General features: G+C 70.4%; 18 protein-coding genes and 2 riboswitches. Of the genes, 10 read left to right on the forward strand and 8 right to left on the reverse strand.

What is annotated here, in order from left to right; all coding sequences use genetic code 11:
* Nucleotides 1–18: 18 nt before the first annotated feature.
* Entirely contained in the window at nucleotides 19–1,014 is a 996-nt protein-coding gene (locus LADH09A_RS07510) for a ribonucleotide-diphosphate reductase subunit beta (RefSeq protein WP_238644164.1), read from the reverse strand.
* 71 nt (nucleotides 1,015–1,085) lie between these two features.
* The gene (locus LADH09A_RS07515) at nucleotides 1,086–3,422 is read right to left on the reverse strand and encodes a ribonucleoside-diphosphate reductase subunit alpha (RefSeq protein ID WP_238644165.1); all 2,337 of its coding nucleotides are present in this window, start codon (nucleotides 3,420–3,422) and stop codon (nucleotides 1,086–1,088) included.
* A gap of 192 nt (nucleotides 3,423–3,614) precedes the next feature.
* Nucleotides 3,615–3,831: riboswitch (cobalamin riboswitch) on the reverse strand.
* A 370-nt stretch (nucleotides 3,832–4,201) separates the two neighbouring features.
* Between LADH09A_RS07515 and LADH09A_RS07520 the strand changes: the two genes are divergently transcribed.
* Together LADH09A_RS07520 and LADH09A_RS07525 are read left to right on the forward strand one after the other, a co-directional pair.
* Nucleotides 4,202–5,596, forward strand: a complete 1,395-nt coding sequence (locus tag LADH09A_RS07520) for an enolase C-terminal domain-like protein (RefSeq protein WP_238644149.1) — start codon at nucleotides 4,202–4,204, stop codon at nucleotides 5,594–5,596.
* A gap of 8 nt (nucleotides 5,597–5,604) precedes the next feature.
* Nucleotides 5,605–6,327, forward strand: coding sequence for a FadR/GntR family transcriptional regulator (locus LADH09A_RS07525; RefSeq protein ID WP_238644150.1), 723 nt, complete (start codon nucleotides 5,605–5,607; stop codon nucleotides 6,325–6,327).
* A 151-nt stretch (nucleotides 6,328–6,478) separates the two neighbouring features.
* On the opposite strand, the gene LADH09A_RS07530 is transcribed toward LADH09A_RS07525, so the two are convergent.
* Genes LADH09A_RS07530 through LADH09A_RS07540 form a run of 3 tightly spaced genes read right to left on the reverse strand, consistent with a single transcriptional unit; the run spans nucleotide 6,479 to nucleotide 9,397 of the window.
* Nucleotides 6,479–7,297, reverse strand: a complete 819-nt coding sequence (locus LADH09A_RS07530) for an ATP-binding cassette domain-containing protein (protein ID WP_238644151.1) — start codon at nucleotides 7,295–7,297, stop codon at nucleotides 6,479–6,481.
* On the reverse strand, nucleotides 7,297–8,349 hold the full coding sequence (locus tag LADH09A_RS07535; protein WP_238644152.1) for an ABC transporter substrate-binding protein: 1,053 nt from the start codon (nucleotides 8,347–8,349) through the stop codon (nucleotides 7,297–7,299). Before LADH09A_RS07535 ends, LADH09A_RS07530 begins: the two co-directional genes overlap by 1 nt.
* A 40-nt stretch (nucleotides 8,350–8,389) precedes the next feature.
* The gene (locus tag LADH09A_RS07540) at nucleotides 8,390–9,397 is read right to left on the reverse strand and encodes an ABC transporter permease (protein ID WP_238644153.1); all 1,008 of its coding nucleotides are present in this window, start codon (nucleotides 9,395–9,397) and stop codon (nucleotides 8,390–8,392) included.
* Nucleotides 9,398–10,134: 737 nt separating this feature from the next.
* Nucleotides 10,135–10,281, forward strand: a riboswitch (cobalamin riboswitch).
* 35 nt (nucleotides 10,282–10,316) lie between these two features.
* Between LADH09A_RS07540 and LADH09A_RS07545 the strand changes: the two genes are divergently transcribed.
* Genes LADH09A_RS07545 through LADH09A_RS07555 form a run of 3 tightly spaced genes read left to right on the forward strand, consistent with a single transcriptional unit; the run spans nucleotide 10,317 to nucleotide 11,874 of the window.
* Nucleotides 10,317–10,520 carry a CbtB domain-containing protein gene (locus tag LADH09A_RS07545; RefSeq protein ID WP_179778661.1) on the forward strand — a complete coding sequence of 68 codons (204 nt, stop codon included), beginning with the start codon at nucleotides 10,317–10,319 and terminating at the stop codon, nucleotides 10,518–10,520.
* A complete protein-coding gene (locus LADH09A_RS07550; protein ID WP_238644154.1) occupies nucleotides 10,511–11,281 on the forward strand; it encodes a CbtA family protein in 771 nt (256 codons plus the stop codon). Before LADH09A_RS07545 ends, LADH09A_RS07550 begins: the two co-directional genes overlap by 10 nt.
* Entirely contained in the window at nucleotides 11,278–11,874 is a 597-nt protein-coding gene (locus tag LADH09A_RS07555; RefSeq protein ID WP_238644155.1) for a histidine phosphatase family protein, read from the forward strand. Before LADH09A_RS07550 ends, LADH09A_RS07555 begins: the two co-directional genes overlap by 4 nt.
* A 102-nt stretch (nucleotides 11,875–11,976) precedes the next feature.
* Here LADH09A_RS07555 and LADH09A_RS07560 read toward each other — a convergent pair whose 3' ends face one another.
* Nucleotides 11,977–13,479: an MFS transporter gene (locus LADH09A_RS07560; RefSeq protein ID WP_238644156.1), complete on the reverse strand. Its 1,503-nt coding sequence runs from the start codon at nucleotides 13,477–13,479 to the stop codon at nucleotides 11,977–11,979.
* 180 nt (nucleotides 13,480–13,659) lie between these two features.
* On the opposite strand from LADH09A_RS07560, the gene LADH09A_RS07565 reads away from it, so the two are divergent.
* Nucleotides 13,660–14,289: a TetR/AcrR family transcriptional regulator gene (locus LADH09A_RS07565; RefSeq protein WP_238644157.1), complete on the forward strand. Its 630-nt coding sequence runs from the start codon at nucleotides 13,660–13,662 to the stop codon at nucleotides 14,287–14,289.
* A gap of 87 nt (nucleotides 14,290–14,376) precedes the next feature.
* Here the strand turns inward: LADH09A_RS07565 and LADH09A_RS07570 are convergent, their stop codons facing one another.
* Complete coding sequence (locus LADH09A_RS07570; protein WP_238644158.1) at nucleotides 14,377–19,992, reverse strand: GH92 family glycosyl hydrolase; 5,616 nt, start codon at nucleotides 19,990–19,992, stop codon at nucleotides 14,377–14,379.
* Nucleotides 19,993–20,265: 273 nt separating this feature from the next.
* Nucleotides 20,266–21,348, reverse strand: coding sequence for a glycoside hydrolase family 19 protein (locus tag LADH09A_RS07575; protein ID WP_238644159.1), 1,083 nt, complete (start codon nucleotides 21,346–21,348; stop codon nucleotides 20,266–20,268).
* 396 nt (nucleotides 21,349–21,744) lie between these two features.
* On the opposite strand from LADH09A_RS07575, the gene LADH09A_RS07580 reads away from it, so the two are divergent.
* The 4 genes from LADH09A_RS07580 to LADH09A_RS07595 all read left to right on the forward strand — a co-directional run bounded on the left by LADH09A_RS07580 (nucleotide 21,745) and on the right by LADH09A_RS07595 (nucleotide 25,677).
* Nucleotides 21,745–22,770 carry a polysaccharide deacetylase family protein gene (locus LADH09A_RS07580; RefSeq protein ID WP_238644160.1) on the forward strand — a complete coding sequence of 342 codons (1,026 nt, stop codon included), beginning with the start codon at nucleotides 21,745–21,747 and terminating at the stop codon, nucleotides 22,768–22,770.
* A gap of 80 nt (nucleotides 22,771–22,850) precedes the next feature.
* Nucleotides 22,851–23,810, forward strand: a complete 960-nt coding sequence (locus LADH09A_RS07585) for an acetamidase/formamidase family protein (protein WP_238644161.1) — start codon at nucleotides 22,851–22,853, stop codon at nucleotides 23,808–23,810.
* 62 nt (nucleotides 23,811–23,872) lie between these two features.
* On the forward strand, nucleotides 23,873–25,291 hold the full coding sequence (locus LADH09A_RS07590) for a WGR domain-containing protein (protein ID WP_238644162.1): 1,419 nt from the start codon (nucleotides 23,873–23,875) through the stop codon (nucleotides 25,289–25,291).
* 53 nt (nucleotides 25,292–25,344) lie between these two features.
* Entirely contained in the window at nucleotides 25,345–25,677 is a 333-nt protein-coding gene (locus tag LADH09A_RS07595; RefSeq protein WP_238644163.1) for a putative quinol monooxygenase, read from the forward strand.
* Nucleotides 25,678–25,745: the final 68 nt, after the last annotated feature.

The raw sequence follows: 25,745 nt of genomic DNA on the forward strand, positions 1-25,745 counted from the left end.
CGTCCGTGGTCAGTACACCTAGAAGTCGTCGTCGAAGGCGACGGTGCCGCTCACCCCGACCTGGTACGCCGACACCCGCCGCTCGAAGAAGTTGGACAGCTCCTGCACGTCCTGCAACTCCATGAAGCCGAACGGGTTGCTCGACCCGTAGTGCGGGGCGATGCCCAGCTGGGCGAGGCGACGGTCGGCGACGTGCTGGAGGTACTCCCGCATGTCGGTCAACGTCAGGCCGGGCACACCGTGGCCCAGCAGGTCCTCGGCGAACTGCACCTCGCACTCGACGGCCTCGGTGAGCATCTGCCGAACCTGGTCGGCGAGGTCGTCGTCGAACAGGTCCGGCTCCTCCGCGCGGACGGTGTCCACCACGTCGAACGCGAACGCCATGTGCATCGACTCGTCCCGGAACACCCAGTTGGTGCCGGAGGCGAGGCCGTGCAACAGGCCACGGGAGCGCAGGAAGTAGACGTAGGCGAACGCGCCGTAGAAGAAGAGGCCCTCGATGCAGGCGGCGAAGCAGATCAGGTTGAGCAGGAACGTCCGCCGGTCCTCCCGGGTCCGCAGCTCCCGCAGGTCGTTCAGCGAGTCGATCCAACGGAAGCAGAACTCGGCCTTGCGACGGATCGAGGGGATGTTCTCGATGGCGGCGAAGGCCGCGAACCGCTCGGTCTCGTCGGGCACGTACGTGTCGAGCAGGTTGAGGTAGAACTGGACGTGCACGGCCTCCTCGAACAGCTGCCGGGACAGGTAGAGGCGGCCCTCGGGGCTGTTGACGTGCTGGTAGAGGTTGAGCACCAGGTTGTTCGCGACGATCGTGTCGCCGGTGGCGAAGAACGCCACCAGGCGGCTGACCAGGTGCCGCTCGGCCGGCGACAGCTTGTCCAGGTCGGCGAGGTCGGCGTGCAGGTCGACCTCCTCGACGGTCCAGGTGTTGCGGATGGCGTCGCGGAACCGGTCGAAGAAGTGCGGGTAGCGCATCGGGCGGAGGGTGAGGTCCATCCCGGGGTCGAGCAACATGTGCGTGGTCCTCGTGTCGGTGGGGCGGGTGTCGGCGGCGCGGATGTCGGCGGTGCGGACGTCGGCGGCGGTCACTGGCAGGCCTCGCACGACTCGGGGTTCTCCAGCGAGCAGGCCAGCGCGTCAGCGTCGGCCGCCAGCGGGGCGTCGACGACGACGGGTGCGACAGCGCTGACGGTGGCCTGCTGGATCCGCGTGGCCGGGCGCGAGCGCAGGTAGTAGGTGGTCTTCAGCCCGGCCTTCCAGGCGTACAGGTACATCGAGGACAGCTTGCCGATGGTCGGTGCGGCCAGGAACAGGTTCAGCGACTGGGACTGGTCGATGAACGGGGCACGGGCGGCGGCCAGGTCGATCAGGGCGCGCTGCGGCAGCTCCCACGCGGTGCGGAACAACTCCCGTACGCCGGTCGGCAGCTCGGTGATGTCCTGCACCGAGCCCTCGGCCCGCCTGATCGCCGAGCGGATCCGGTCGGTCCACAGACCGCGGGCCTTCAGCTCGCGTACCAGGGCGGTGTTGACCTGGAGGAACTCCCCCGACAGGGTCTCGCGCTTGAACAGGTTCGACACCTGCGGCTCGATGCACTCGTAGCACCCCGCGATCGAGGCGATGGTCGCGGTCGGCGCGACCGCCACCAGCAGTGAGTTGCGCAGCCCGTACGCCTCGACCCGCTCGCGTAGCGCGTCCCAGCGGGCGGTCTGGGTGCCCTCGACACCCCACAGGTCGGGCTGCAACTGGCCCCGAGCGGCCCGGGTCTGCCCGTACGTCGGGTGCGCGCCGAAGCGGCGCGCCAGGTCGGCGGACGTCTCCAGCGCGGTCAGGTACAGCTCCTCGCTGACCCGGGTGGACAGCTCCCGCGCGGCCGGCGAGTCGAACGGCAGCCGCAGCGCGAAGAACACGTCCTGAAGGCCCATCAGCCCGAGCCCGACGGGCCGCCAGCGAGGGTTGCTCGCCGCCGCCTGCGAGGTCGGGTAGTAGTTGATGTCGATGACCCGGTCCAGGAACGTCACCGCGGTGCGGACCGTGGCGCGCAGTCGCTCCCAGTCGATGCCGTCCTCGGTGAGGTGGGCGGCGAGGTTCACCGAGCCGAGGTTGCACACGGCCGTCTCGGCGTCGCTGGACACCTCGACGATCTCGGTGCACAGGTTGGACAGGTGCACCACGTTGCCCGGTTCGGCGGTCTGGTTGCACAGCCGGTTGGCGGCGTCCTTGAAGGTCATCCACCCGTTGCCGGTCTGGGCGAGGGTCCGCATCATCTTCCCGTACAGCTCCCGTGCCGGGACCTGCCGCACGTAGCGGCCCTGCGCCTCGGCCTCGCGGTACGCGGCGTCGAACCGCTCCCCCCACAGGTCGGGCAGCTCGGGCACCTCGTGCGGGTCGAACAGCGACCACATCTCGTCGGCCTCCACCCGGCGCATGAACTCGTCCGGGACCCAGTTGGCGAGGTTGAGGTTGTGGGTGCGCCGGGCGTCCTCGCCGGTGTTGTCGCGCAGTTGCAGGAACTCCTCGATGTCCGGGTGCCACGGCTCCAGGTAGACGCAGGCCGCGCCCTTGCGCCGACCACCCTGGTTGACCGCAGCGACGCTCGCGTCGAGCGTGCGCAGCCACGGCACGATCCCGTTGGACTGCCCGTTGGTGCCGCGGATCAGCGCGCCCCGGGAACGGACCCGGGAGTACGCGATGCCGATGCCCCCGGCGAACTTGGACAGGTTGGCGACCTGGGCGTAGCGCTGGTAGATGGAGTCCAACTCGTCGAGCGGGGAGTCGACCAGATAGCAGGAGGACATCTGGGTGTGCCGGGTGCCGGAGTTGAACAGGGTCGGCGAGCTGGGCAGGTAGGCCAGGCTGGACATCAGCCGGTAGAAGTTGACCGCCTCGTCGGGGGTGGTGGACAGACCGCAGGCCACCCGCAGCAGCCAGTACTGCGGGGTCTCCAGCACCAGCCGGCTGGTGGGGTGGCGCAGCAGGTACCGGTCGGACACGGTCCGCAGGCCGAAGTACTCGAATCGCCGGTCACCGTCCGGGTCGACGGCGGCGTCGAGCGTCGCGGCGTGTGCGGCGACGAAGGCGGCGGTGTCGTCGCCGATCAGGCCCTCGGCGTGGCCGACGCGGATCGCCGCGCTGAACGAGATGATGCCCTGCCGACGCACCTCCTTGTCGACGTAACCGGCCAGCAGCCGCGCGGCAAGGCGCGAGTACTGCGGCTCCTCGCCGATCATCTCGGCCGCGGTCTGGATGGACAACCGGTCCAGCTCGGCCGTCGTCGCGCCGTCGTACAGGCCGCTGATGGTGCGGGTGGCGACGCGCATCGGGTCGACGTCGGTCAGGTCGTCGGCCCACCGCTCGACCGCCCGGACGATCTTGTTGACGTCCACGGGTTCGGTGCTGCCGTTGCGCTTGCGGACCTGCATCGGCGTCCGTCGCGCTGTCGCGTCGCCGCTGACCGGGACTACCTCGGTGACTGTCACCACTCGCTCCTCGGAGTTCGAGACCTGGTGGTCCGGACGCGAGGAGACAGACACCGGCGGACGCCACGCCGGCACGGCGTGGGTCAGGTGGCGTCAGCCGTCCCACGCGGCCTCGGACCGCCGCCCACCCGGGTGTGGGTACGCGGCGCGCTGGCAGGTCTTCGGACTCGTGGGCACGACCGGGCTGGCCGGTCTCCTACTGGCCGTCGCTTCCCAGGCCGCTTGGTGGCCCAGTGCTGATGACGGCGGTCGTTCCCACTCACCGCTGCGGGACAGTCCCGGATTTCCACCGGGTTCCCTCTTGCCTCGACCGCACCGGATGAGCGGTCGAACCAGCTGCGCTCGACACCATATATAGGGACCCTGGCGTTGTCACACCCCACATGTCGGTCTCGGCGTGTCGGGGCCGGGTCGGTGACGGTGATCACCAGTCGGGCCGGGGCGGGTTCGTCCCAGCCCGACGAGGCACGTCGATGGCAGCAGCAGCCCGGGCGGTGCGGCAGGCGACACGACGCGGCACCACGGGCGGCGGCACCGGCAAAGATTTGATGTATCGCGCCAACGGGCACAGTTGATCAGGTTCGGACATTGACCAGGATCGAGGGCGCCAAGACGGCGGATGTCTGTTCTTCAGGGTGGATCAAGGTCGTTGACGCGCCAGAACCGCCCTCCGTATACTCCGGGTGATCATCCGATCTTTTGCCTAGCCGGGCGAGGAGCGCATGCCGCAGATCACCGCCGTCACCGTCGAGGACGTTCGTTTTCCCACCTCACTGACCGCCGACGGGTCCGACGCCATGAACAAGGACGGCGACTACTCGGCGGCCTACGTCATCCTGCACACCGACGGTGTCGACAGCGTGGGCGTGCCGCTCGCGGGTCACGGGCTGACCTTCACCATCGGTCGCGGCAACGACATCGTCGCCGCGGCCGCGGTGCACCAGGCGCAGCTCCTCGTCGGCCTGGACGTGGCGACGATGGCGGCGGACATGGGCGCGGTCTACCGCCTCCTCACCTCCGACAGCCAACTGCGGTGGCTCGGGCCGGAGAAGGGCGTCGTCCACCTGTCGCTGGCGGCCGTGCTGAACGCCTCCTGGGACCTGGTCGCCCGGCTCGCCGGGAAACCACTGTGGCGGCTCCTCGTCGACATGTCGCCCGAGCAACTCGTCGACATAGCGGACCTGCGCTACCTGTCCGACGCGCTGACCCGGGACGAGGCACTGGCCATCCTGCGGGCCAGGGAGAGCACCAGAGCGGACCGCCTCGCCGAGCTCGACCGGACCGGCTACCCCGCGTACACCACCTCCGCCGGCTGGCTCGGCTACGGCGACGACAAGCTGCGCCGGCTGTGCCAGGAGGCGGTGGACGCCGGCTACGGGTACGTCAAGCTCAAGGTGGGCGCCGACCTCGACGACGACATCCGACGGTGCGGGATCGCCCGGGAGATCCTCGGCCCACACCGCAACCTGATGATCGACGCCAACCAGGTCTGGGACGTCGGTCAGGCCATCGAGTGGGTCAAGGCCCTCGCCCAGTTCACACCCCTGTGGATCGAGGAGCCCACCAGTCCCGACGACATCCTGGGCCACGCGGCCGTCCGCCGCGCGGTCGCTCCCATCGGCGTGGCCACCGGCGAGCACTGCCACAACCGGGTGATGTTCAAGCAGCTCTTCCAGGCCGAGGCCATCGACTTCTGTCAGCTGGACACCGGCCGGCTGGCCAGCATCAACGAGATCGTCGCCGTGCTGCTGCTGGCCGCGAAGTTCGACGTGCCGGTGTGCCCCCACGCCGGCGGGGTCGGGCTCTGCGAGATGGTCCAACACGTGTCGGTGCTCGACTACGTCGCGATCTCCGGGGATCTCACCGACCGGGTCACCGAGTTCGTCGACCACCTGCACGAGCACTTCACCGACCCGTGCATCGTCCGGGACACCGGCTCGGGCAGCGGTTACGTCCTGCCCAGCCAGCCCGGCTACTCCACCCGGATGCGTCCCGAGTCGGTCGCGCTCTACCGGTTTCCCGACGGCCACTACTGGGCGGCGTCAGACCCGACTACCGTGTCATCTCCGGAGCCGTACGTGATCGCGGGTGGGACGGCCACCCCCGCCGGCCGCTAGGGGGTGTCATGTCGCGCACCGACGAAGTGGTGAACGGCATCAAGCGGATGATCCTCGAAGGGCAGTTCAAGCCCGGGGACCGACTGCCCATCGAGAAGGACCTCGCCGAGTCGCTCGGCGTTTCGCGGGGGTCGCTGCGCGAGGGCATGTCGGCTCTGTCGATCCTCGGCATCGTCAACATCCGCCAGGGTGACGGCACCTATGTCACCAACCTCGACGCGCCACAACTGCTGGCCCCGATGGGTTTCGTGGTCGACTTCCAGGGCCAGGACGATCCACGGCACATCCACACCGTTCGGCGGCTGCTGGAGTGTGAGGCCGCCCGACTGGCGGCGACCAGGATGACCGCCGAGGCCCTCGCCCAGGCCGCGGACCTGCTCGACGAGGCGGCCCGGATGGTCGGCCAGTCCCCGCAGGACCACGAGCGCATCCTCGAGATCGACATCGCCTTCCACCGCATCATCGCCGTGCACGCCGAGAACCCGGTGCTCGTCGGGTTGATCGAGGCGTTCGCCGGGCGCACCGTGCGCGGCCGGCTGTGGCGGAGCCTGCACGAGGAGGGCGCCGACCGGCGTACCCACGACGAGCACGTGGCGATCCTCAAGGCCCTTGCGGCACGCGACCCGGAGCGGGCCCGCATCCGGATGGCCAACCACCTGATCGGGGTGGAGGAGTCGTTGTACGGGTTGCCCGACGACGCCGAGGCCAGCACCGACACCGCACGGCCGTGAACACCCGCCCACGCGTCGCGCGGCCCACCCCGCCCAGCGTCACCGGGAGCTGACCCCCGACGTCAGGGGCGCCACCGCACCCGGCGCCGGCAGGGCTCCGGGGCGCGGTCCACGATGGTGAGATCGCGCGCGCCCCGGTCGACGGCCACGGCTACCGCTCGTCGCTGGCCACGCTGGTGCTGCCGGTCATCGCCGCCACCAGGTCGTCGGTGGTGACCTCGTCGGCGCGCAGCCGGGCCGCCCGCCGACCGAGGCGCAGCACCTCGACCCGGTCGGCGATCTCCAGCACCTGCGGCATGTTGTGGCTCACCAGCACCACCGACATGCCGGCGTCGCGGGCGCGCCGGACGACGTCGAGCACCCGGCCGGTCTGGACGACACCGAGTGCGGCGGTGGGCTCGTCGAGGATCACCACGTTGGTCGCCCAGATGATGGCCCGGGCCACCGCGACGCACTGCCGCTGCCCACCGGACAACATCGCGATCGGGGTGGTGACCCGAGGGATCCGTACCCCCAGTTCGTTCAGGGCGGCGGCCGCGCCCAGCCGCATCGCGCGCTTGTCGAGCAGCCCGAGCCGACCGAGCGGCCCGGAGCGCAGGATCTCCCGCCCGAGATACAGGTTGGCGGCCACGCTGAGGTCGTCGGCGACGGCGAGGTCCTGGTAGACGGTCTCCACCCCGGCGCGGCGGGCGTCGACCGGGGTGGCGAACCGGACCGGACGACCACCCACCCGGATCTCACCCTCGTCGGGCGCGTGCACACCGGACAGCGTCTTGATCAGGGTGCTCTTGCCGGCGCCGTTGTCGCCGATCAGCGCGACGACCTCACCCCGGTGGACCGTGAAGTCGGCACCGCGCAGCGCCTCCACGTGCCCGAACCGCTTGACGATGCCGCGGGCTTCGAGGACCGGTGGCTCGGCGGCGGTGGGCTGCTGGGCACTGTCGGCGGTGGCCGTCGGGGTCGTGCCCATCACTGCACCGGGGGGTTGGCGCAGCTGGGCTCGAGCACCGCCTTGATCTCCGCCGAGTCGATGTTCTCCTTGGTGACGAACGTGACGCCGGTGTCGGCCGACGCCAGCGGCGCCTTGTCCCGCAGGTGCTTGACCATCTTGTCGACGCCGAAGTAGCCCATCTTGAACGGGTTCTGCACGACCAGCGCGGAGATCTGGCCGCTGCGCACCCCCGCGATCTCGTCCGGGGCGGCGTCCCACCCGATGATGACCACCTTGCCGGACTTGCCGGCCGCCTGGATGGCCTGCGCGGCGCCGAGCACGCTCGGCTCGTTGGCCGCGAAGACGCCGGCGAGGTTGGGGTTGGCGGTGAGGATGTTCTCGGTGACGCGTCGTGCCTCGTTGACGTCGCTGCGGCTGGGCTGCTGGCCGACCAGCTTCAGGTTCGGAAACTGGGCAAGGCCGGCCTTGAAACCGTCGACCCGCTCGGTGTTGGTCTGCGACCCGGGCTGGAACTCGACCAGCGCCACCTCGTGGTTGCCGGGGCCGAGTTCGGTGGCGAGCAACTTCGCCGCCTCGGTGGCCGACGCGCGGTTGTCGGTGGCGAACAGCGGCACGCCCGACGGCTGCGGGCTGGTGCCAGAGTCGATCATTGCGACCGGGATGTTCGCGGCGAGCGCCTTGTCGGTGGCGGGCGCCAGCGCACTGGAGTCGGTCGCCGCGTAGACGATGCCGTCGACCTTCTTGGTGACGTAGTTCTGGATCAGGTTGACCTGACCCTCGACATCTGTCTCGGTGGTCACCCCGTCCCACTGGACGGTGACGTCTCCGGCGCGCTGCGCGGCGCACTCGGCGCCCGCCTTGACCGTGTTCCAGTAGTCGGCCCCGACCGCCTTCGGTACGACGGCGAGCTTCAACGGCCCGCTCGCGTCCCTGGTCGCGCCGTCGCCTCCGTCCCGGACCTCGACCCCGCCGCAGGCGCTGAGCAGAGCGGTCGCCGCGGCCACGGCCAGAATCGCCTGCGCGCGCAGGAGTGGCCCTCGTGCCCGCCGGCTGGTGGTGGTGTGTGCCATGGTGTGTGTCCTTCCTCGTTCGGACTCTCGAAATGGCATGTCAACCCCGTGATTCCAGCCGCCGGCGGCGGTACTGGTCGAAGTAGACGGCGGCCCAGATGATCAAGCCGACGATCACCTGCTGGTAGTGGATGCTGATGTCGAGCAGGACGGCGCCGTTGCGCACCAGGGCGATGAGGAACGCGCCGATGATGGTCCCGACGATCCGGCCCTGCCCCCCGAAGAGGCTGGCCCCACCGATGACCGCCGCGGCGATGACGTCGAGTTCCAGCGAGATCCCGTAGTTCGGCTGGCCGGAGTTGACCCGGGAGGCGGCGATCATGCCGCCCAGCCCGACCAGCACACCGGCCAGCACGTACACGCCGGTCAGGTGCCGTCCCACCCGGATGCCCGACCGGCGGGCGGCCTCCAGGTTGGAGCCCATCGCGTAGGTGTACTGACCGAAGCGGGTCTGGGAGAGCAGGAAGGCGACACCGACGGCGACGAGAACGGTGATCACCACGGCGAACGGGATGCCGACGATCTCCCCGTTGCCGAGCAGTTGGAAGGACCGGGGCAGTCCGTAGACGCCGACCGCCCCGGTGATGATGAAGACGAGCCCGCGCCCGACGGACATCGTTCCCAGCGTCGCGATGAACGGTGGGATCCGGGCCACGGTCACCAGCAGCCCGTTCAGCAGCCCGGCCGTCGCGCCGACGCCGATCGCGACCATCGTCGCCGCCCAGAGTGGAAAGCCGAGGTCGCGTACGACCATCGCCCCCACCACGCCGGCGAGCGCGGCGACCGACCCCACGGAGAGGTCGATGCCCTTCGTGATGATGACCATCGTCTGCGCCGTGGCGATGATGGCGATCACCGCGGTCTGCGCCCCGATGTTGAACAGGTTGTCCGCGGTCAGGAAGTAGGGACTGGCGACGCTCAACGCGACGAACAGCACGACGAGCGCGGTGGCGGCGGTCAGTTCGGAGACGGCGTGGGAGATCCGTTCCCGGAACCAGTCGCCGGGCGTGCCGTGTTGCGTGCCGGTGGTTGCCTCGACGGTGCTCATCGTCGGCCCTGACCTCCCCAAGCGTGGCGCCGCACGCGACGGGAGCGCCGTCGGCGAGCTGAGCACCGGTGACCGGCCGAGCCTCCTCGGCAGGGAGAGGCGGGCTCGGGGCCCGCGCCACCCATGGAGATAGGTCGGATGTTTCCCTTGATCAGGCGTTACCATGCCATGCACGTACGTGTGTTGCCAAGGTCTTGCGACCATGTTTTGTCGTCGTTACACGAGCATTCGGAGCACTGCGTCCGATCAGAGCGACATGACCTGTTGTCGATGGTTGCCCTGAGATCCCCATGGACCTCGACAAGCATGTTATCGATAACATGCTATGTCTTCGACGGCTGCCGCGCTCGCGTCGTCCCGATGCCTCCGGGCGGTGCGCCCGGCGGGTGGTGCGCCGCCAGATCGCGGCCCGCTCGCCTCCCCCCGACCACCGGCCCGGAGAGCTCCGCCGCCGTGTGCGGGCTCGACGGCGAGTGCCCGCAGCTCGCGGGGCCAGTCGCCTTCGAGATCGTCGGCACTCCCCCGCCCGGCGCCGAGTCGGCCGACACCCGGGGCGGTGAGGTCGACCCAGTCATCGCGCCCATCGACAGTGTGACCATGTTAGCGGTCACAGCAGGCATGGAGCCGAGGAAAATGACCCACCAACCGGGGCCGGGTTTTGATCTGACGAATCGGGCGGCCATGAAGCCTCGAAAAACGGGCCCGTCACCCGCTGCGGAGCCGGGTTGACCGTCTGCGGCGGCACCGATACCGTCGACCCACTATCTGCGGCGACGCGAGGGAAGCCGGTGTGATTCCGGCGCGGTCGCGCCACTGTGAGCGGTTCCCCCCATCTCAGATGGGGCCCGCGAGCCAGGACGCTCGGTCGTCCGCAGCCTTGCGATGGGGACGCGTCATCCCCGGGGAGGTTCGTGATCAGATGTCCAGCTCCACGTCCAGCCAGCCGTTGGTGAATCCCGCTGGCACCACCCGTCTTCTGTGGACGGTCCTGGCGACCGTCGTCGCGCTGACCCTGCTGGCCTACCTCGTCGCGTTCGACCAGGGTGCGGTGTCGCGCAGCGGGATGTACCTGCACGAGCTCATGCACGACGGCCGGCACCTGCTGGGTGTTCCGTGCCACTGAACACCACCACCGCTCCCCCGTTCCTCACCGTCCTCGTTCGCGGCCTGCTGGCCGGCCTGATCGCCGGTCTGCTCGCCGGGACCTTCGCCTACGTCGCCGGCGAGCCGCACGTCGAGGCGGCCATCGCCATCGAGGAGGCGGCCTCGCACGCCGAACCGGCGTCCGGCGGACACCAGCACGACGAGGCACTGGTCACCCGGAGCGGCCAGCGCGGCGGGCTGTTCCTGGCCACCGGCCTGTTCGGCGCCGCGATGGGTGGCCTGCTGGCCACGGCGTACGTCCTGCTGGCCCGCCGGCGACGGACCGACGACGACGGGCGATCCGGCCTGCTGCTGGCCGGTGCGGCGCTGCTCGGCGCGGTGATCGTGCCGTTCCTCAAGTACCCGGCGAACCCGCCGGCGGTCGGCGACCCGGCCACCATCGACCAACGCACCGTCACCTACCTGCTGATGGTGGTGCTCGGTCTGGTGGCGGTGTGGGCGGGCTCGCTGGGCTACCGGTCGGTCGGCGCGCAGGCGCCACTGTGGCAACGCGTCGCCGCGGCTGTCGGTGGTTTCCTGCTGGTCACCGTCGTGTCCTACGTGGTGCTTCCGTCGTTCCAGGAGGTCCCCACCGACTTCCCGGCGACGCTGCTGTGGAACTTCCGGCTGGCCTCGCTCGGCACCCAGGTGGTGCTCTGGACCGGGATCGGCCTGCTGTTCGCGGCCCTGATGCACCACGATCGACGCCGCCGGGCCGCTGCCGCGCTGCCCAGCACGTGAGGGCCACCAGCCTCCGGCTGGTCGCCCACGGTCACACCACCGCCCTGCGTCGGGCCCACTTCGGTCGACCTGACGACGGTCTGGACGAGGGTGGTCTGCGCGCCGCCCTCGCCCAGGCCCCGGCCGGATCGGCCCGGCGTGGGCAGCTGGGCGTCACCGACGCCTGCGTGTCCAGCCCAGCGGCGGCGGCCACCCAGACCGCCGACGCCCTCGGCCTGCTGCCCACCATCGAGGCGGCGTTGGCCGACTGTGACTACGGCGACTGGACCGGGCGGTCGTTCGAGGAGATCGCCGTCGAGCAGCCGCAGGCGCTGCACGAGTGGATGTCCGTACCGGAGTCCGCCCCGCACGGCGGCGAGCCCGTCGCCGCGGTACGCGACCGGGTCGGTCACTGGTTGGACGGGCAGCGGAGCCGGGGTCAGCGGATCACCGCGGTCACCCACCCGCTGGTCATCCGGCTCGCGGTCGTGCACGCTCTCGACCTGCCGTTGGCGACCTACCGGCAGGTCGACGTGGAGCCGTTGGCGGTCGTCCGGCTCACCGGCCGTGGGGAACGGTGGCAGCTCCGACTGGGCACCCACCCCCCTGCGTGATCCACTCGTGTGTGCGGAAGTCGGGGCATCCACGGTGCCTCGATGCCCCGACTTCCACCGGATCGGGTCGTTCAGGGTCCGAACGCGCCGCGCGTTGTCCGCTCAGCGCTGCCGGTGGGGCAGGTGCAGCTCGACGGGCTCGGGTGGGAGGTCGTCCACACCCGCGGCGACGGCCTGCTGGTGACGCCGGCGCGCCGAGGGCAGCGCGAGTGCCGCGAAGACGGCCAGCACGGCAACGCCCGCACACACCCAGAAGCCCGCGGTGAACGCCGCGTCGGTGGGTAGCCCCTGGGGTGTGCTGTGCGACGTGATGACGGCCGCGACCACCGCCGCGCCGATGCTGCTGCCGATGGTCCGGGCGATGGTGTTGACGCCGCTCGCCTCGCCGGTCTGCCCGGCGGGGACGCTCTCGATGATGGCGTTGGACATGGCCGCGAAGGCCAGGCCGATGCCGGCGCCGGTGAGCACTCCGGAGAGCAGCACCTGCCAGGCGGCGCCGTGCGCGAGTGCCGGCAGCACGAATGCGACCACGACCGCGACCGCACCGAGGAACATCGGGACCTTGGGGCCGAAGCGGCGGTCCAGCAGGCCCGCGAGGGGACCGAAGATCACCATCATCAGGACGGTGGGCAGCAGGAACAGGCCCGCCTGGGACACCGTCTTGCCGAACCCGTAGCCGGTGGCCGCCGGCAGTTGGAGCAGGGTCGGCACCAGCACGAACGTCCCGAACATCGCGAAGCCGAGGATCAGGGCGACGAGATCCGTGGCCCAGACACCGCGAATCCTCATCAGGCGCATGTCGATGAGCGGTTCACGCACCCGCAACTCGACCATCACGAACACGATCAGCGCGACCACACCGAGCAGGAACAGGCCGATCGTCTTCGTCTCACCCCAGCCCCAGGCCTGCCCCTTGCTCACCGCCAGCAGCAGCGAGACCAGCGACACCGACAGGATGGCCGCACCGAGCATGTCGAGTCGTCCGGGCGTACGCACCCGCGACTCGGGCATCCCGAAGATGGCGCCGAGCAGCGCCACGACGACGAGGACCAGCGGCAGCCAGAACAGCCAGTGCCAGGACAGGTGCTCCACGATCGGGCCCGCGGCCACGATGCCCACGCCGGCACCGACCCCGAAGATCGCCGACAGCAGGCCGACGGTGACGCCGACCTTCTCCCGGGGCAGCTCGTCGCGCACGATGCCGATCGACAGGGGCAGGATCGCTCCGGCGGCTCCCTGTAGCGCCCGCGCGACGATCAGCACGGTCAGGTTGGGTGCCAGGGCGGCGAGCAGGGTGCCCGCGGCGAGGGCCGCGAGAACGCCGATGAGCACTCGACGCTTGCCGACCATGTCACCGAGGCGGCCGAGGATGGGCGTCAGGACCGAGGCGGCCAACAGGTACGCCGTGAGCACCCAACTGATGTCGCCGGTCGAGACGCCCAGATCCCGTCCGATGGTGGACAGCGCGGGCGCCACCAGCGACTGGAGCACCGCGAACGCCAGGCCGCCCAGTGACAGGTACAGCACCAGCAGGGTGCTGTTGGCGCGCGGAGCGGCGCCGGGCGCGGAGCCGAGGTGGGTCGGCTCCTCGATGGTGTGGGTCATGAAATCCCCGAGACTAGATGTAAACGTTTGCTGACTTCCCAGTATCCGCAGCCGGGAGGCCATGTCAACAGTCGTTTACGTCACCCCTCCGACGCCCGGAGGCCTTGCCCGGGGAAGCAAGTCAACATATGTTTACATTGCGTCGGTTGCACCACCACCGAGAGCGAGAGAGGACGCGCCGTGACCGCAGAACCGCCCGTCTCCCCGGCCACAGCCGGCGAACCTGCCCGGCCTCGGCGGCGGGACGCGACCGAGACCCGTCAGCTCCTGCTCGACGCGGCTCGTCAGCGTTTCGCCCGCGACGGCTACGCGGCCACCACCGTCCGGGACATCGCCGACGACGCGGGCGTCAACGTCGCGCTGATCAACCGCTACTTCTCGTCCAAGGAGGGCCTGTTCGAGGCGTGCCTGCGGGCCGCCGGCGACGAGTTGCGCCGGACGACCGGTCAGACGCCCGCCGACCGGGTCCCGGAAGCCATCGCCCGGCACATCGCCGACCTCGGCACGGCGGGACTGTCGAGCCAGCTCACCCTGCTGTTGCGGTCGTCCGGCGACGCGGGGGCCGACGAGATCCGGCGCGGCGTCCTGAGCCGGGCCAGCGAACAACTGGCGGCGGCCCGGGGGTGGCGTCCTGGCGAACCGGGCGGCGAACAGATCCTCCTGCGCGCCCAGATGGCCCTCGCCGCCGGCATCGGAGTCGCGGTGCTGCGCTCGTCCTCGATCCAGCTGGAACCGCTGAGTTCCGCCACCGAAGAGGACCTGGTCGGGCCGCTGCGCGACCTGGTCGACGCCCTGCTGCCGCCACGCTGAGCCCGGCCCCGCCTGTCCCCGTCACCCGAAATGGGCCCCGCGTGGGGTAGGCCGTGTGCACGGCCCGCCCCACGCGTCGACTCCGATCTAGCCGGTGACGGTGAACGGCCGGGACACCGTCGTCGCCGACTTCGCACCGCTCACCGTGACGCTGGTCGCGCCCGGCTTCGCCGCACCCGGGACGCTGACCGTCGCGCCCGAGATGACACCGTCACCGTTCGCACGCACCGTGCTGACCGCGAGCCCGTTCCCGACGGTGATCGTGACCGCCTCGTTCGGGACGAACCCGGAACCGTCGATGGTGATCGACGTACCGCGCGGACCCGAGGTGGTCAACAGCGCCACCCGCGGCTGGTAGGCCGGCGTCTGGACCTGCCCGGTCACCTGGACGGTGGCCGTGGCCGGGGTCCGTGTGGACGCACCCGTCGCGGTGACCGCGTACCGGCCGGGTTGTGCGTCGCCCGAGGTCGCGACCGAGACGCGGACCGTGCCCGTCGCGGAGGCCGCGACCTTCGTGGTCCGGGCCGGGTCGGTGCCGACGCTGACGGTCACCTGCTCACCGGCGGCGAACCCGCTGCCGTCGACGGTGACCGCGCCGCCCGTGGTGACGGCGTCAGCCGCCGACAGCGCGATCGTCGGCCGGGAACCGCCCCGCGCGACGGTCACGGTGAAGGCCTCGGTGCTGCTCGACAGCGTGTCCCACGCGGTGACGTGCACCGTGTAGGTGCCCTCCCGCGAATAGGTGTGCTGCCCGCTCATCGCACCGGACGCACCGATGGTGACGTCGTCCGGAGCCGTACCGTCACCCCACTGGACGCGGGCGCGGTAGCCGGTCGCGCCGGGAACGCCAGCGGTCACCGAGCCGAGGTTCGCCGCGAGGGCCTGCCCGGCGTTCGCCGTCTGGTCCTTCGGGGCGACAGTGGCCAACGCGGGGGCCGGCGTGCCGTCGTCGGCGACGGCGAACACGTGGATCCGGCCCGCCGAGCGGGGGTCACCGGTCTGGGTCGGCAGGGTCACCGACACCAGCGTCTTGCCCGCCGGGATCGCATACGGCGCGGTGGCGAACAGGAACGGCTGGGCGCCGTCCCGGCTCGTGCCCTGCAACCGGTAAGCCGTCCGGGCAACGACGATGTTGCCGTAGGACGGGGTGCCGTTGGCGTTGCCGCCCAGCGTCCAGTCGCTCAACTGGATCGGGATGCTGGCCGTGCTGCCGTCACTGAAGGTCGCCGTACCGGTGGTGCTCTGGTTGCCCTGCGTACCGGCACCGATGAAGGAGATGCTCTTCGCGTCCTCCGGCAGGTCGAGCAGGACCGTCGCACCGTTGCCGGTGGCGTTGTCCGGCTGCCCGGCCGGGATCACCGGCAGGGTGAACTGCAACGCCGTTCCGGGGACCTGCTGCCGCTGGCCCTGCGTCGCGCCGCCCGCGGCCAGGGCGGCCCGCGAGTACGCCCACGCCTTGGCGTCACAGTCCGCCGCGAGCACCCCCTCGTCACCGACACAGACGGTGTCGAACGCGGCGGTGAGCCCGGAGGTCGGGGCGTACGCCACCTCGACGCCGACCGTCGCGGAGCTCTGGCTCTCGCCGTCGGTCACCGTGACGTTCGCCTGGTGGTAGCCCGGCGTGGCGTAGGCGTGCGACCCACCGATGCTGTAGAAGGCCCGCGAGCTCAGCGTCACGGTGCCCTCGGTGACCGGCGTGCCGTCACCCCAGTCGATCGTGGCCCGGTAACCGGTCGCGGTGCCGCCGGTGACGGACGCCAGCGGCACCGAGACCGGTACGCCGGACGTCGCGTGCACGCTGCCCGCGGCGGTCACGGTGATGTCGCCACCTCCGATGGCCACGTCGCCGCCGGCCAGCAACTCGATCTCGGCGAGACTGGTCTGTGCGGCCCCGACGGTCTTCGTGACGACGAGACGGAACTGCGCGAACCGACCCGGCTTGTCGATCGTGTACGGGCGGGTCTGACTGCGCCACCGGAACGCCTGGTCCTTGCGGGAGTCCACGGTGGTCCAGGTGAGGCCGTCGTTGGAGCCCTGCAGTCGCCAGTCCGCCGGGTCGCCCGCACTCGCCCCGGACGTGACGGTGTAGTACGTCGGCCTCTGCTGGCCACCACGGAACGCCCAGGAGATCTGCGGGGTCGCCGAGGTGAAGGTCAACTGCGTGGTGGACGAGTCGTCGAACAGCTTCGACGCGTCCTGGCCACCGGTCGCGGTCGCGGTGCCGAGACCGGGGCCGGTGGTGTCCTGCAACGGCTTCGGCGCCTGGTCACCCTTGGTCAGCGACGGCGGCGCGTCGTTCTTGCCGCTGCCCCAGGAGGACGGGTTGGGACCCATCTGGAAGTCGATGGTGCCGCCCTTGGCGAGCGCGGCCACGTCCAGGGACAGACCGCGCTGCTTCTTGCCGTTGACCTTGACGTCCTGCACGTAGACGTTGCGCGTGCTGTTGCTCGGCGCGTTGACGACGATGTCGCCAGTGGTGCGACGCACGGTCATCTTCGTGAACTGCGGCGAACCGATGGTCCACTCGGACGACCCGGCCTGCAGCGGGTAGATGCCCAGCGAGCTGAGGATGTACCACGCCGACATCTCGCCGTTGTCCTCGTCGCCCAGGTAGCCCTGGCCGATCTCGCTGCCGACGTAGAGGCGCCGCAGGATCTCCCGTACCGTCGCCTGGGTCTTCGCCGGCGCACCGGCGAAGTTGTACATGTAGGGGATGTGGTGCGACGGCTGGTTGCTCATACCGAGCTGACCCATCCGCACCGCGCGCGCCTCGATCATCTCGTGGATGACCCCGCCGTACCCGCCGGGGCGGTCGGCGTTCTCCGGGGTGGCGAAGAACGTGTCGAGCTTGTCCCGCAGCGCCTTCTGCCCCCCGAAGAGGTTGGCCAGACCCTGACCGTCCTGCTGGGCGGTGAAGGCGAAGTTCCACCCGTTGGTCTCGGTGTAGACGCCACCCCAGTCCAGCGGGTCGCCGGCGAGGAAGTTACCGGCGGCGTCGCGGCCCTGGAAGAGCTTCGACTTCGGGTCGAAGAGGTGGACGTAGTTGCGGGCACGCTCCAGGAAGTAGCGCGACTCCTCCTTGAGCCGGGCGCGCTCCGACTTCGGCGTGGCCGGGTCCTTGGCGAGGGCCGCACCCATGTTGCCGATGCCGTAGTCGTTGATGAAGCCCTCCAGCGCCCACGACACCGACTCGCCGGTGGAGGTCGGCGTGTAGCCGAGGAACAGCGACGTCTCGATGCCCTTGCGCCCGACCGCGCTGCGCCCGGACGCGACGGTCGCGTCCTTGACGGCCGCGTCGTACGCAGCCAGCGGGTCGGGCAGCTTGACCCCGGTGAGGTACGCCTGGGCCAGAGCCACGTTGGCGCTGGTGCCGGTCATCAGGTCGGCGTAGCCGGGAGACGACCAGCGGGCGATCCAACCGCCGTCGCGGTAGTGCTGGACGAAGCCGTCGGAGATGCGGGCGGCGACGTCCGGGTAGAGCAGCGCGTAGGCGGGCCACACCGTGCGGTACGTGTCCCAGAAACCGTTGTTGACGTAGATCTGCCCGTCGACGATCTTCGCGCCGGTCTGGGTGGGGGTCGACGCGCCGGTCGGTGCCGAGACCGGGCTCGCGTACTGCCAGCGCGGCGCGGCGGCGGTGCCGGTGTTCTCCGACTGCGAGTTCGGGTACAGGTTCAGCCGGTACAGGTTCGAGTACATGGAGACCAGCTGCGGCTCGGTGGCACCGCGCACCTCGACCCGGCCGAGCCGGTCCTTCCACACCGCCGTCGCGGCGGCGTGGACCTGGTCGAAGCTCTTACCGGTGATCTCCAGATCGAGGTTGCGGCGCGCCTGGTCGACGGAGAGGAACGACGTGGCGAGGCGCATCGTCACCTCCCGGTTGGTGGAGACGTCGAAGGTGGCCGAGGTGGCGGCGGATGCCGTCGGAGCCCGGTCGAAGGCACCGGACACGAACATCCGGCTACGACCGGCCGACAGGCCGCTTCCGTTGTCGACCCAGCCGGTGAGGGTGCCGTCCGTGCCGATGGTGAAGGTGCCGTTGTGGAAGACGAGGCTTCCGGTCGCCTGCCCGGTCGGGAAGGTGAACCGCATGATCCCGGCGTGGTCGGTGGGCGACATCTCCGCGACCAGGCCGTTCTGGAGCGTGACCCGGTAGAGGTCGGGTTGCGCGATCTCGTCGTCGTGGCTGAAGGCGAGCGCGCGGCTGGCGGGCTGGCCGGTGAGGGAACCGCCGCCGACGACCGGCATGACCGACATCTGGTTACGGTCACCCATCCACGGGCTGGGCTCGTGGGAGATCGCGAGCCCCTGCAACACGGGCAGGTTGGCCTCGTTGTTGATCCGGTGGTACTCGTACTCCCACGAGTTGGAGGTCGCGTCGGTCACCGGGGTGAAGAAGTTGAAGCCGTTGGGCACCGCGGTGATCGGCAGGTTGTTGCCGCGCGAGAAGCCGCCCGTCGAGTTGGTGCCCCGGCGGGTGTCCACGTAGTTGGTCAGCTTCGTGCCGTCGATCGCCACCGGCTCGGCCGTCAGCTCGATGTCGTCGAGCCACCCCTGGAACTGGGTGTCCCCGGTGGCCTGCGGGTTGTCGTACGCCAGCAGGATGCGGTCGATCGTCTTGCCGCGGGCGACGGTGCCGAGGTCGGCCTGCACCAGGTTCCACTGGTCGGCGAAGAGCACCTTCGACGCGCCCTGCCCGGCACCGGTGAGCGGGTTGCCGTGCTGGTCGACCGGCGAGCGCCCACTCAGGTAGCTGCCGTCGGTGAAGTGCAGGTCGACGGCGGCGTAGGTGGACGGGTAACGGGCGTTGCCCGTGGTGAACTCCGGGAAGATCTTGTACGACAGTCGGGTCTTCGGCCCGACCGGGACGTTGACGTCGAAGAGCTTGTTGGTCGCGTACGAGCGGCCGTTGCCCTCGGCGCCCCCGGAGTAGCGCAGCGCGGCCAGCCCGGTGAACCCGGCGTCCGGCTTCGTGGTGTAGCCGCCGTTCGGGCCGGTGGTGGCTTCGCTGACCATCGGTGTGGCCGGCGGACGGACGTCCGAGCCGTCGCTGATGTTCCAGTCGGCGAGTTGCACGAGCGAGTCACCGGAGTTCGCGGTGACGTTCAGTCGGTAGAAGGCGTAGGCGCTCGTGTTGGTGAAGCTGTACCGGTTGGTGGCGTACCGGCCGCTGAACGTCTGACCGACGCGCTTGTCCAGGTCGGTCCAGGTGCTGCCGTCGTTGGAGCCCTGGACGACGAAGTCCCTGGGGTCGCGCGACGGCGCGTCGTTGGCCGAGGTCAGCGAGTAGCGCAGCACCGTCGCCGGCTTGGCGAGCTGGTAGGTCACCCAGCCGGTCGTCTGGAAGATGAGCCACTTGGTCGACGAGTCGTCGTCCTTGAGGTTCGCGGCGACCTCTCGCGGCTGGTTCTCGTCGCTCGCGGTGACGGTGCTGACCTGGCCGAGCAGGCTGCCGGGCAGGGTGGTGACCGTGCCACTCAGGTTGCCCTGGACCGGTTTTCCGTTCGCGCCGACCTCGACGGTGCTGGTGGCGGGTTGCGGGTCGGCGGTCTCGAACGAGGAGGTGAAGTTGCCGGGCGTCGCCGAGGTGGGGGCGGCGTTGGCCAGGGGGGCGGCGACGAGCAGGCCCAGCGGTAGCAGGACGGCTGTCGTCGCGGCGATCAGGCGGGGAGACAGGGAACGCGCAAGGGGGGTATGCGACATGAGGGACGGGGCCTTTCGACTCGAACGGGTCGAGTACGTCGAAGGTCTGGACTGAGTGGAGCGTGGTGGGCCGGACCCTGACATCGTTGTCATCGGTGTTCGAGGGCAACGAGAGCCGAGGCGGTGGACTGTCGCTGATAGTCCCGGGCGCACCACGGCCGTGTCAACGGGTTGATCGAGACGAAACAGCCCGGTGTCCCCCGCCGGGCCGCCAACGACCGACTGCCGGGCCCCGACTCCGTACGGCGACGTGCGCCGAGGCCCGGCCGCGGATCAGCAGTAGAGGTTGGCTCCGGCGGACACGCCGAGGATGCCGACGAACTGCTGGTACTTGGTGACGCGGCTCTGCACCTGGGCGGGGTTCCCACCGTTGCACTCGATCGAGCCGTTGATGCTGCGGATCGTCTGACCGAACCCGGCACCGGTGACCATCGCATTGTGGGCGGTCATGGTGCCCGGGCCGTTCTGGGTCATCCAGTACCAGATTCCGGTCTTCCAGGCCACCGCGGCATCGGTCTGCACCAGCCACGGGTTGGTCAACAGGGGCAGGTTGAGGGCGTTTCCGGCGGCGTTGTAGTTGAAGTTCCAGCTGAGCTGGATCGGCCCGCGCCCGTAGTAGGCGGCCTGCCCGGCCGGACACCCGTAGGGCTGGCCAGGGTCGCAGTAGTGCGGGTAGTTCGCCGTGTTCTGCTCGACCACGTGCACGAGGCCACCGGTCTCGTGGTGCACGTTGGCCAGGAAGGCGGCCGCCTCCTGGCGTTGGACGGTGGCACTGCCACTCTTCGAGAACGCCGGGTAGGCGCTGAGCGCGGCGACGAGCCCGGAGTACGTGTAGAAGGAGTTGCGGCCCGGGAACATCTGGTTGAACTGGGCTTCGGTGACCACGAAGCCGCCCGGGTTGGTGGGGGGCGGGGTGGTGGGCGGCTGACCGCCACAGGTGTAGGGCTCCCAGTACCAGGTGCTGACGACGGGGTCGTAGCCGGGATTGTCGTGCTCGGCGACGTAGTAGAGACCGTTGGTGTACCGCACGATCGCCCCGGCGGTGTACCAGGTCCCGGCGGCCCAGTTCGGGTGGTTGCAGGTGCCTCCGGTGGGCGGCGGCGTGGTGCCGCCCCCGCAAGCGCCGAGATCCTCCCAGACGCCGGTCGTTCCTGGCGGTGCCTCGGCCTGGGTCCACCACTTCGCCCGGTAGTTGCGGCCGTTGTGGGAGACCTGGGCATCTCCCCAGTAGACGGCCGACGCCTGCCACGATGCCGAACAGGCGGCTGCCGACGCCGCGGTCGACGGGATGACCGCAGCCAACCCGCTGGCGATGGTCAGTGCCACCAGCGCGACCAGCGCGCGCAGTCTCGTCACGAGATCACTCCTTCCTGGGACCAACTGGCCGCAGACTCGGCCAGGTATTGATTAGGATGACTGTAATAGTTTCTGTTCACTTTCTTTACTGTTGCGGTGGGACCCGCCCCGGCGGGCCGGTGGCACGACGTCGGAAGTTTCAGCTGTCTTCCGGATCATGCGGCCCGCGCTTCCGGCTCCCTCGCGACCGACTCATCGAGTCCCGGTCGACGCGCCCGCCGGAACCAGCACATCTGAGCAGGTGGCGAGTGCGCCGCACCTCGACCCAGACCGTTTCGGACGACTTCCGGAACTTGTTGACGTGCCGGAAATCCCGCTGTAATACTCCGATCCATCACAGTCGATGCATTGGACTCGTGATGTCCCGGTCATGCCTCCCGCGAGAAGGGGCACCAGATGAGCAAGCTCTTCCCCCGTACGGCACTGTGGTCGAGGCGGTTGCGCGCCGCGCTCGCCGCCCTCGCCACCGCCGTCGCGATGTGCGGCGTGGCCCTCGCGGCCACCTCGACCCCGTCGAGCGCCGCCGCCTGCAACGGCTACGTCGGTCTCACCTTCGACGACGGTCCGACCGGCAGCACCAGCGCGCTGCTGAACGTGCTGCGCAGCAACGGCGCACGGGCCACCATGTTCAACGTCGGGCAGAACGTCCAGAACAACCGCTCGGCCGCACAGGCGCAGGTGGCCGCCGGCATGTGGGTCGCCAACCACAGCTGGAACCACGCCCACATGACCACGATGAGCCAGGCCCAGATGCAGTCCGACCTGTCCCAGACCAGTTCGGCGATCCAGTCCGCCACCGGCGTACGGCCGCAGCTGTTCCGGCCGCCGTACGGGGAGACCAACTCCACCCTCCAGTCCGTCGCGTCCTCGCTGGGCATGCGACAGGTGCTCTGGGACGTGGACTCCCAGGACTGGAACGGCGCGAGCGTCAGCCAGATCGTGGCCAACGCGAGCCGCCTCCAGGCCGGTCAGGTCATCCTCATGCACGACGGGATCCAGAACACCCGCGACGCGATACCGCAGATCATGGCCAACCTGACCAGCCGCAACCTGTGCCCCGGCATGATCTCGCCGTCCACCGGCCGGGCGGTCGCGCCCGACGGCACGACCCCGCCGCCCGGCGGTGGCACCCCGCCACCCACCGGCGGCACCTGCACGGCGACGGCGACGACCACCAACGTCTGGGGCGACCGCTACAACACGTCGGTGACGGTCAGCGGCGCCAGCACCTGGACCGTGGTGGTGGCCATCACCGCGCCGCAGCGGGTCACCACCATCTGGAACGGCACCGCCACCTGGGACAGCAGCGGCACCGTGATGACCATGCGGTCCAACGGCAGCGGCAACACCTTCGGCTTCACCACGATGACCAACGGCAACAGCAGCGCCCGTCCGCAGGTCCGCTCCTGCACGGCGGGCTGACACCGAGCCGGTGTGCGGCGGGCGCCCGGATGCCCGCCGCACACCCCGTCGCGCGGATCGGGCACCACTAACCTGCACTGATGCGACACACCCTCGCGCCCTCCGACGACAGCCTGCACGGCCACTTCTCCCCCGACCTCCCGCCGGTGCTCACCATCGACCCCGGCGACACCGTCACGTACCGCACCCTGGACTGCTGGTGGTCGGCCGGCCCGTACCCCGGCGGACCCAACCGGGACCGGCCCCGCGTCGCACAGCATCAACCCGACCACGGTCACGCGCTGGTCGGTCCGGTCGCCGTCCGCGGTGCGCGCGCCGGCCAGACCCTGGCGGTACGCATCGACGCGGTCGTCCCGGCCACCTGGGGCACCACCGTGGCCGGCGGTTGGCCGAGCGGGTTCAACCAGCGCTACGGCGTGCAGGAACAACCGGTGGTGCACGCCTGGGAGCTGGACCCGGCGACGATGACCGGCCGCAACCAGCATGGCCACACGGTTGCGCTGCGGCCCTTCATGGGGGTGCTCGGGATGCCACCCGCCGAGCCGGGGCGTCACTCGACAATCCCACCGCGCCCGTGGGGCGGCAACCTGGACTGCCGGGACCTCACCGCCGGCAGCACCCTCCTGCTGCCGATCCCGGTGGACGGCGCGCTGTTCTCGGTCGGGGACGGCCACGCCGCACAGGGCGACGGCGAGGTCGGCGGCACCGCGATCGAGTGCCCGATGGACGAGGTGACGTTGACCTTCGGCGTCCGCGACGACTTCCCGGTCACCGGCCCGGTGGCCCGCACCGCGGACGCGTGGCTGACCCTGGGCGTCGGCGCGTCCCTCGACGACGCCTCGTTCATGGCCCTGGACTCGATGCTGACCCTGATGCAGCGGTTGCACGGCCTCGGCCGCGCGGACGCGGTGGCGCTGGCCAGCGTCGCGGTCGACGTGCGGGTGACGCAGATCGTCAACCAGACCGTCGGCGCGCACGCGGTGCTGCGGGACGACGCGCTGGGCTGGCCGGGCGCCGATTCTGTCGGGGGCCACCGTTAGCGTGTGCTCACTGTCGCCGCGCCGGCCACGTCGGGCCGGTCGCTGACCCCTCGGAGGCCCCCATGTCCCAGGAGACGACCTACCTCGAACTGTCCGAAGTGGACGGTGCGCACAAGTTCTACGAGGTCATCGTCGACAACGCCACGCTGACCGTGCGCTACGGCCGGATCGGCGACCAGGGGCAGGTCAAGGCCAGCGCCTACTCGGACAACGCCCGGGCCCGCGCCGCCGCGGCGAAGAAGATCGGGGAGAAGGTCCGCAAGGGTTACGCACCGGCGGTCCCCGGCGTCCGACAGAAGCGCACCGTCTCCCGGCGGCAGATCGTCAGCACCCGCTCCACCGCCCACACCGCCCCGGTGCTCTGGCGCTACGACTCCGGCGCTCCCGCCTTCGGCATCTTCGTCGACGGGCAGCACTGCATGGTCGGCAACGAGCACGGCGTGATCACCACACTCGACCACGACGCCCAGGTGCGCAGCCAGGTCCGCCTCCCCGACGGGGTCAAGTGCATCGTCGCCGACGACGCCTGGATCTACGCCGGCTGCGACGACGGCAACGTCTACGACCTCTCCGGCAAGATGCCCCGGGTGGCGTACGCCATCGCCCCGGAGATCGACATCTACTGGCTGGACATCCACGACGGGGTGCTGGGCGTCTCGGATGCCGACGGCGGGATCACGGCGGTCGACCACGAGGACGAGTTCCTGTGGCGTCGGCCCGGCCGGGGGCGCTCGGCGTGGATGGTGCGCTGCGACAGCGACGCCATCTACCACGGCCACTCGCAGGGAGTGACCGGCTACGAGTGGCGCACCGGCAGCGAGCTGTGGCACACCAGGACCGGTTCGGTGCTCTTCGGCTGGCAGGAGCACGGCAGCGTGTTCGCCGGCACCGGCACGCGTGAGGTCGTGCGACTGTCCAAGGCAGGGCGGCTCGAGCGCACCTACCGGTGCGACGCTCCGGTGTTCTCCTGCGCCACCGCCGAGGGCGGCCAGTACGTCTTCGCCGGTGACAGCCAGTCCTCGATCTACTGCTTCGACGCGGCCGGCACGCGGCTGTGGAAGCTCGGCACCGGCTGCGGCTCCGCCTACTCCATGCAGTACCACGACGACCGGCTCTACGTCGTCACCACCGGCGGCCACCTGGCCTGCATCGATGCGAGCGAGCCGGCGATCCGCGCGGCCCAGTCCGGAGACGTTCCCGAGGTACGCGACGTCAAGGCTCCCCGCCAGGCCCCACAGCCGGTGCAGCCGACGGTCGTCGAGGTGACCAGCGACGTCGGCGCGGGCGTGGTGGTGCAGTGCCTGGACGATCGGGGGCGGTTGCGGGTCCAGGTGCTCTCCGACGGCTACCGGCGCGACTGGTCGGTGCAGTTCCCCAAGGGGATCCGCGAACCGGGCGCCCGATACCTGGTGACCGAGGTCCGCGAGTCCGGCCGGGGCGGTTTCTACCGGGCGTTCGGCGACATCCGCCGCCTGCGCTGACCGACCCACCGGTCGCACCGTCCGCACGTCGGCGGCCTGGGTAGCCTGAGACCATGATCTTCATTACCGCGAAGTTCCGGGTCCTGCCCCAGCACGCCGACCGGTGGCCGCAGATCGCCGCCGAGTTCACCGAGGCGACCCGGGCCGAGCCCGGCTGCCTGTGGTTCGACTGGTCGCGCAGCGTGGACGACCCGACCGAGTACGTGCTGGTCGAGGCGTTCCGCGACGAGCAGGCGGGTGGGGCCCACGTGCAGTCGGCGCACTTCCGGGCGGCACAGGAGACCCTGCCGCCGCACCTGGCCGAGACGCCGCGCATCGTCAACGCGACGGTGCCGCAGGAGACCTGGTCGCTGCTCGGCGAGATGGCCGTCCCCGAGAGCCGCTGACCGCCGCTGGCGCGCGGTCAGGCCCGCGCCAGCGGCTGTCCTCGACGTGTCGCGCCGCGCGGTCGGTG

Origin of the sequence: Micromonospora cabrerizensis (assembly GCF_022230955.1) — a bacterium.
In the GTDB taxonomy this organism is placed as follows: Bacteria; Actinomycetota; Actinomycetes; order Mycobacteriales; family Micromonosporaceae; genus Micromonospora; species Micromonospora cabrerizensis.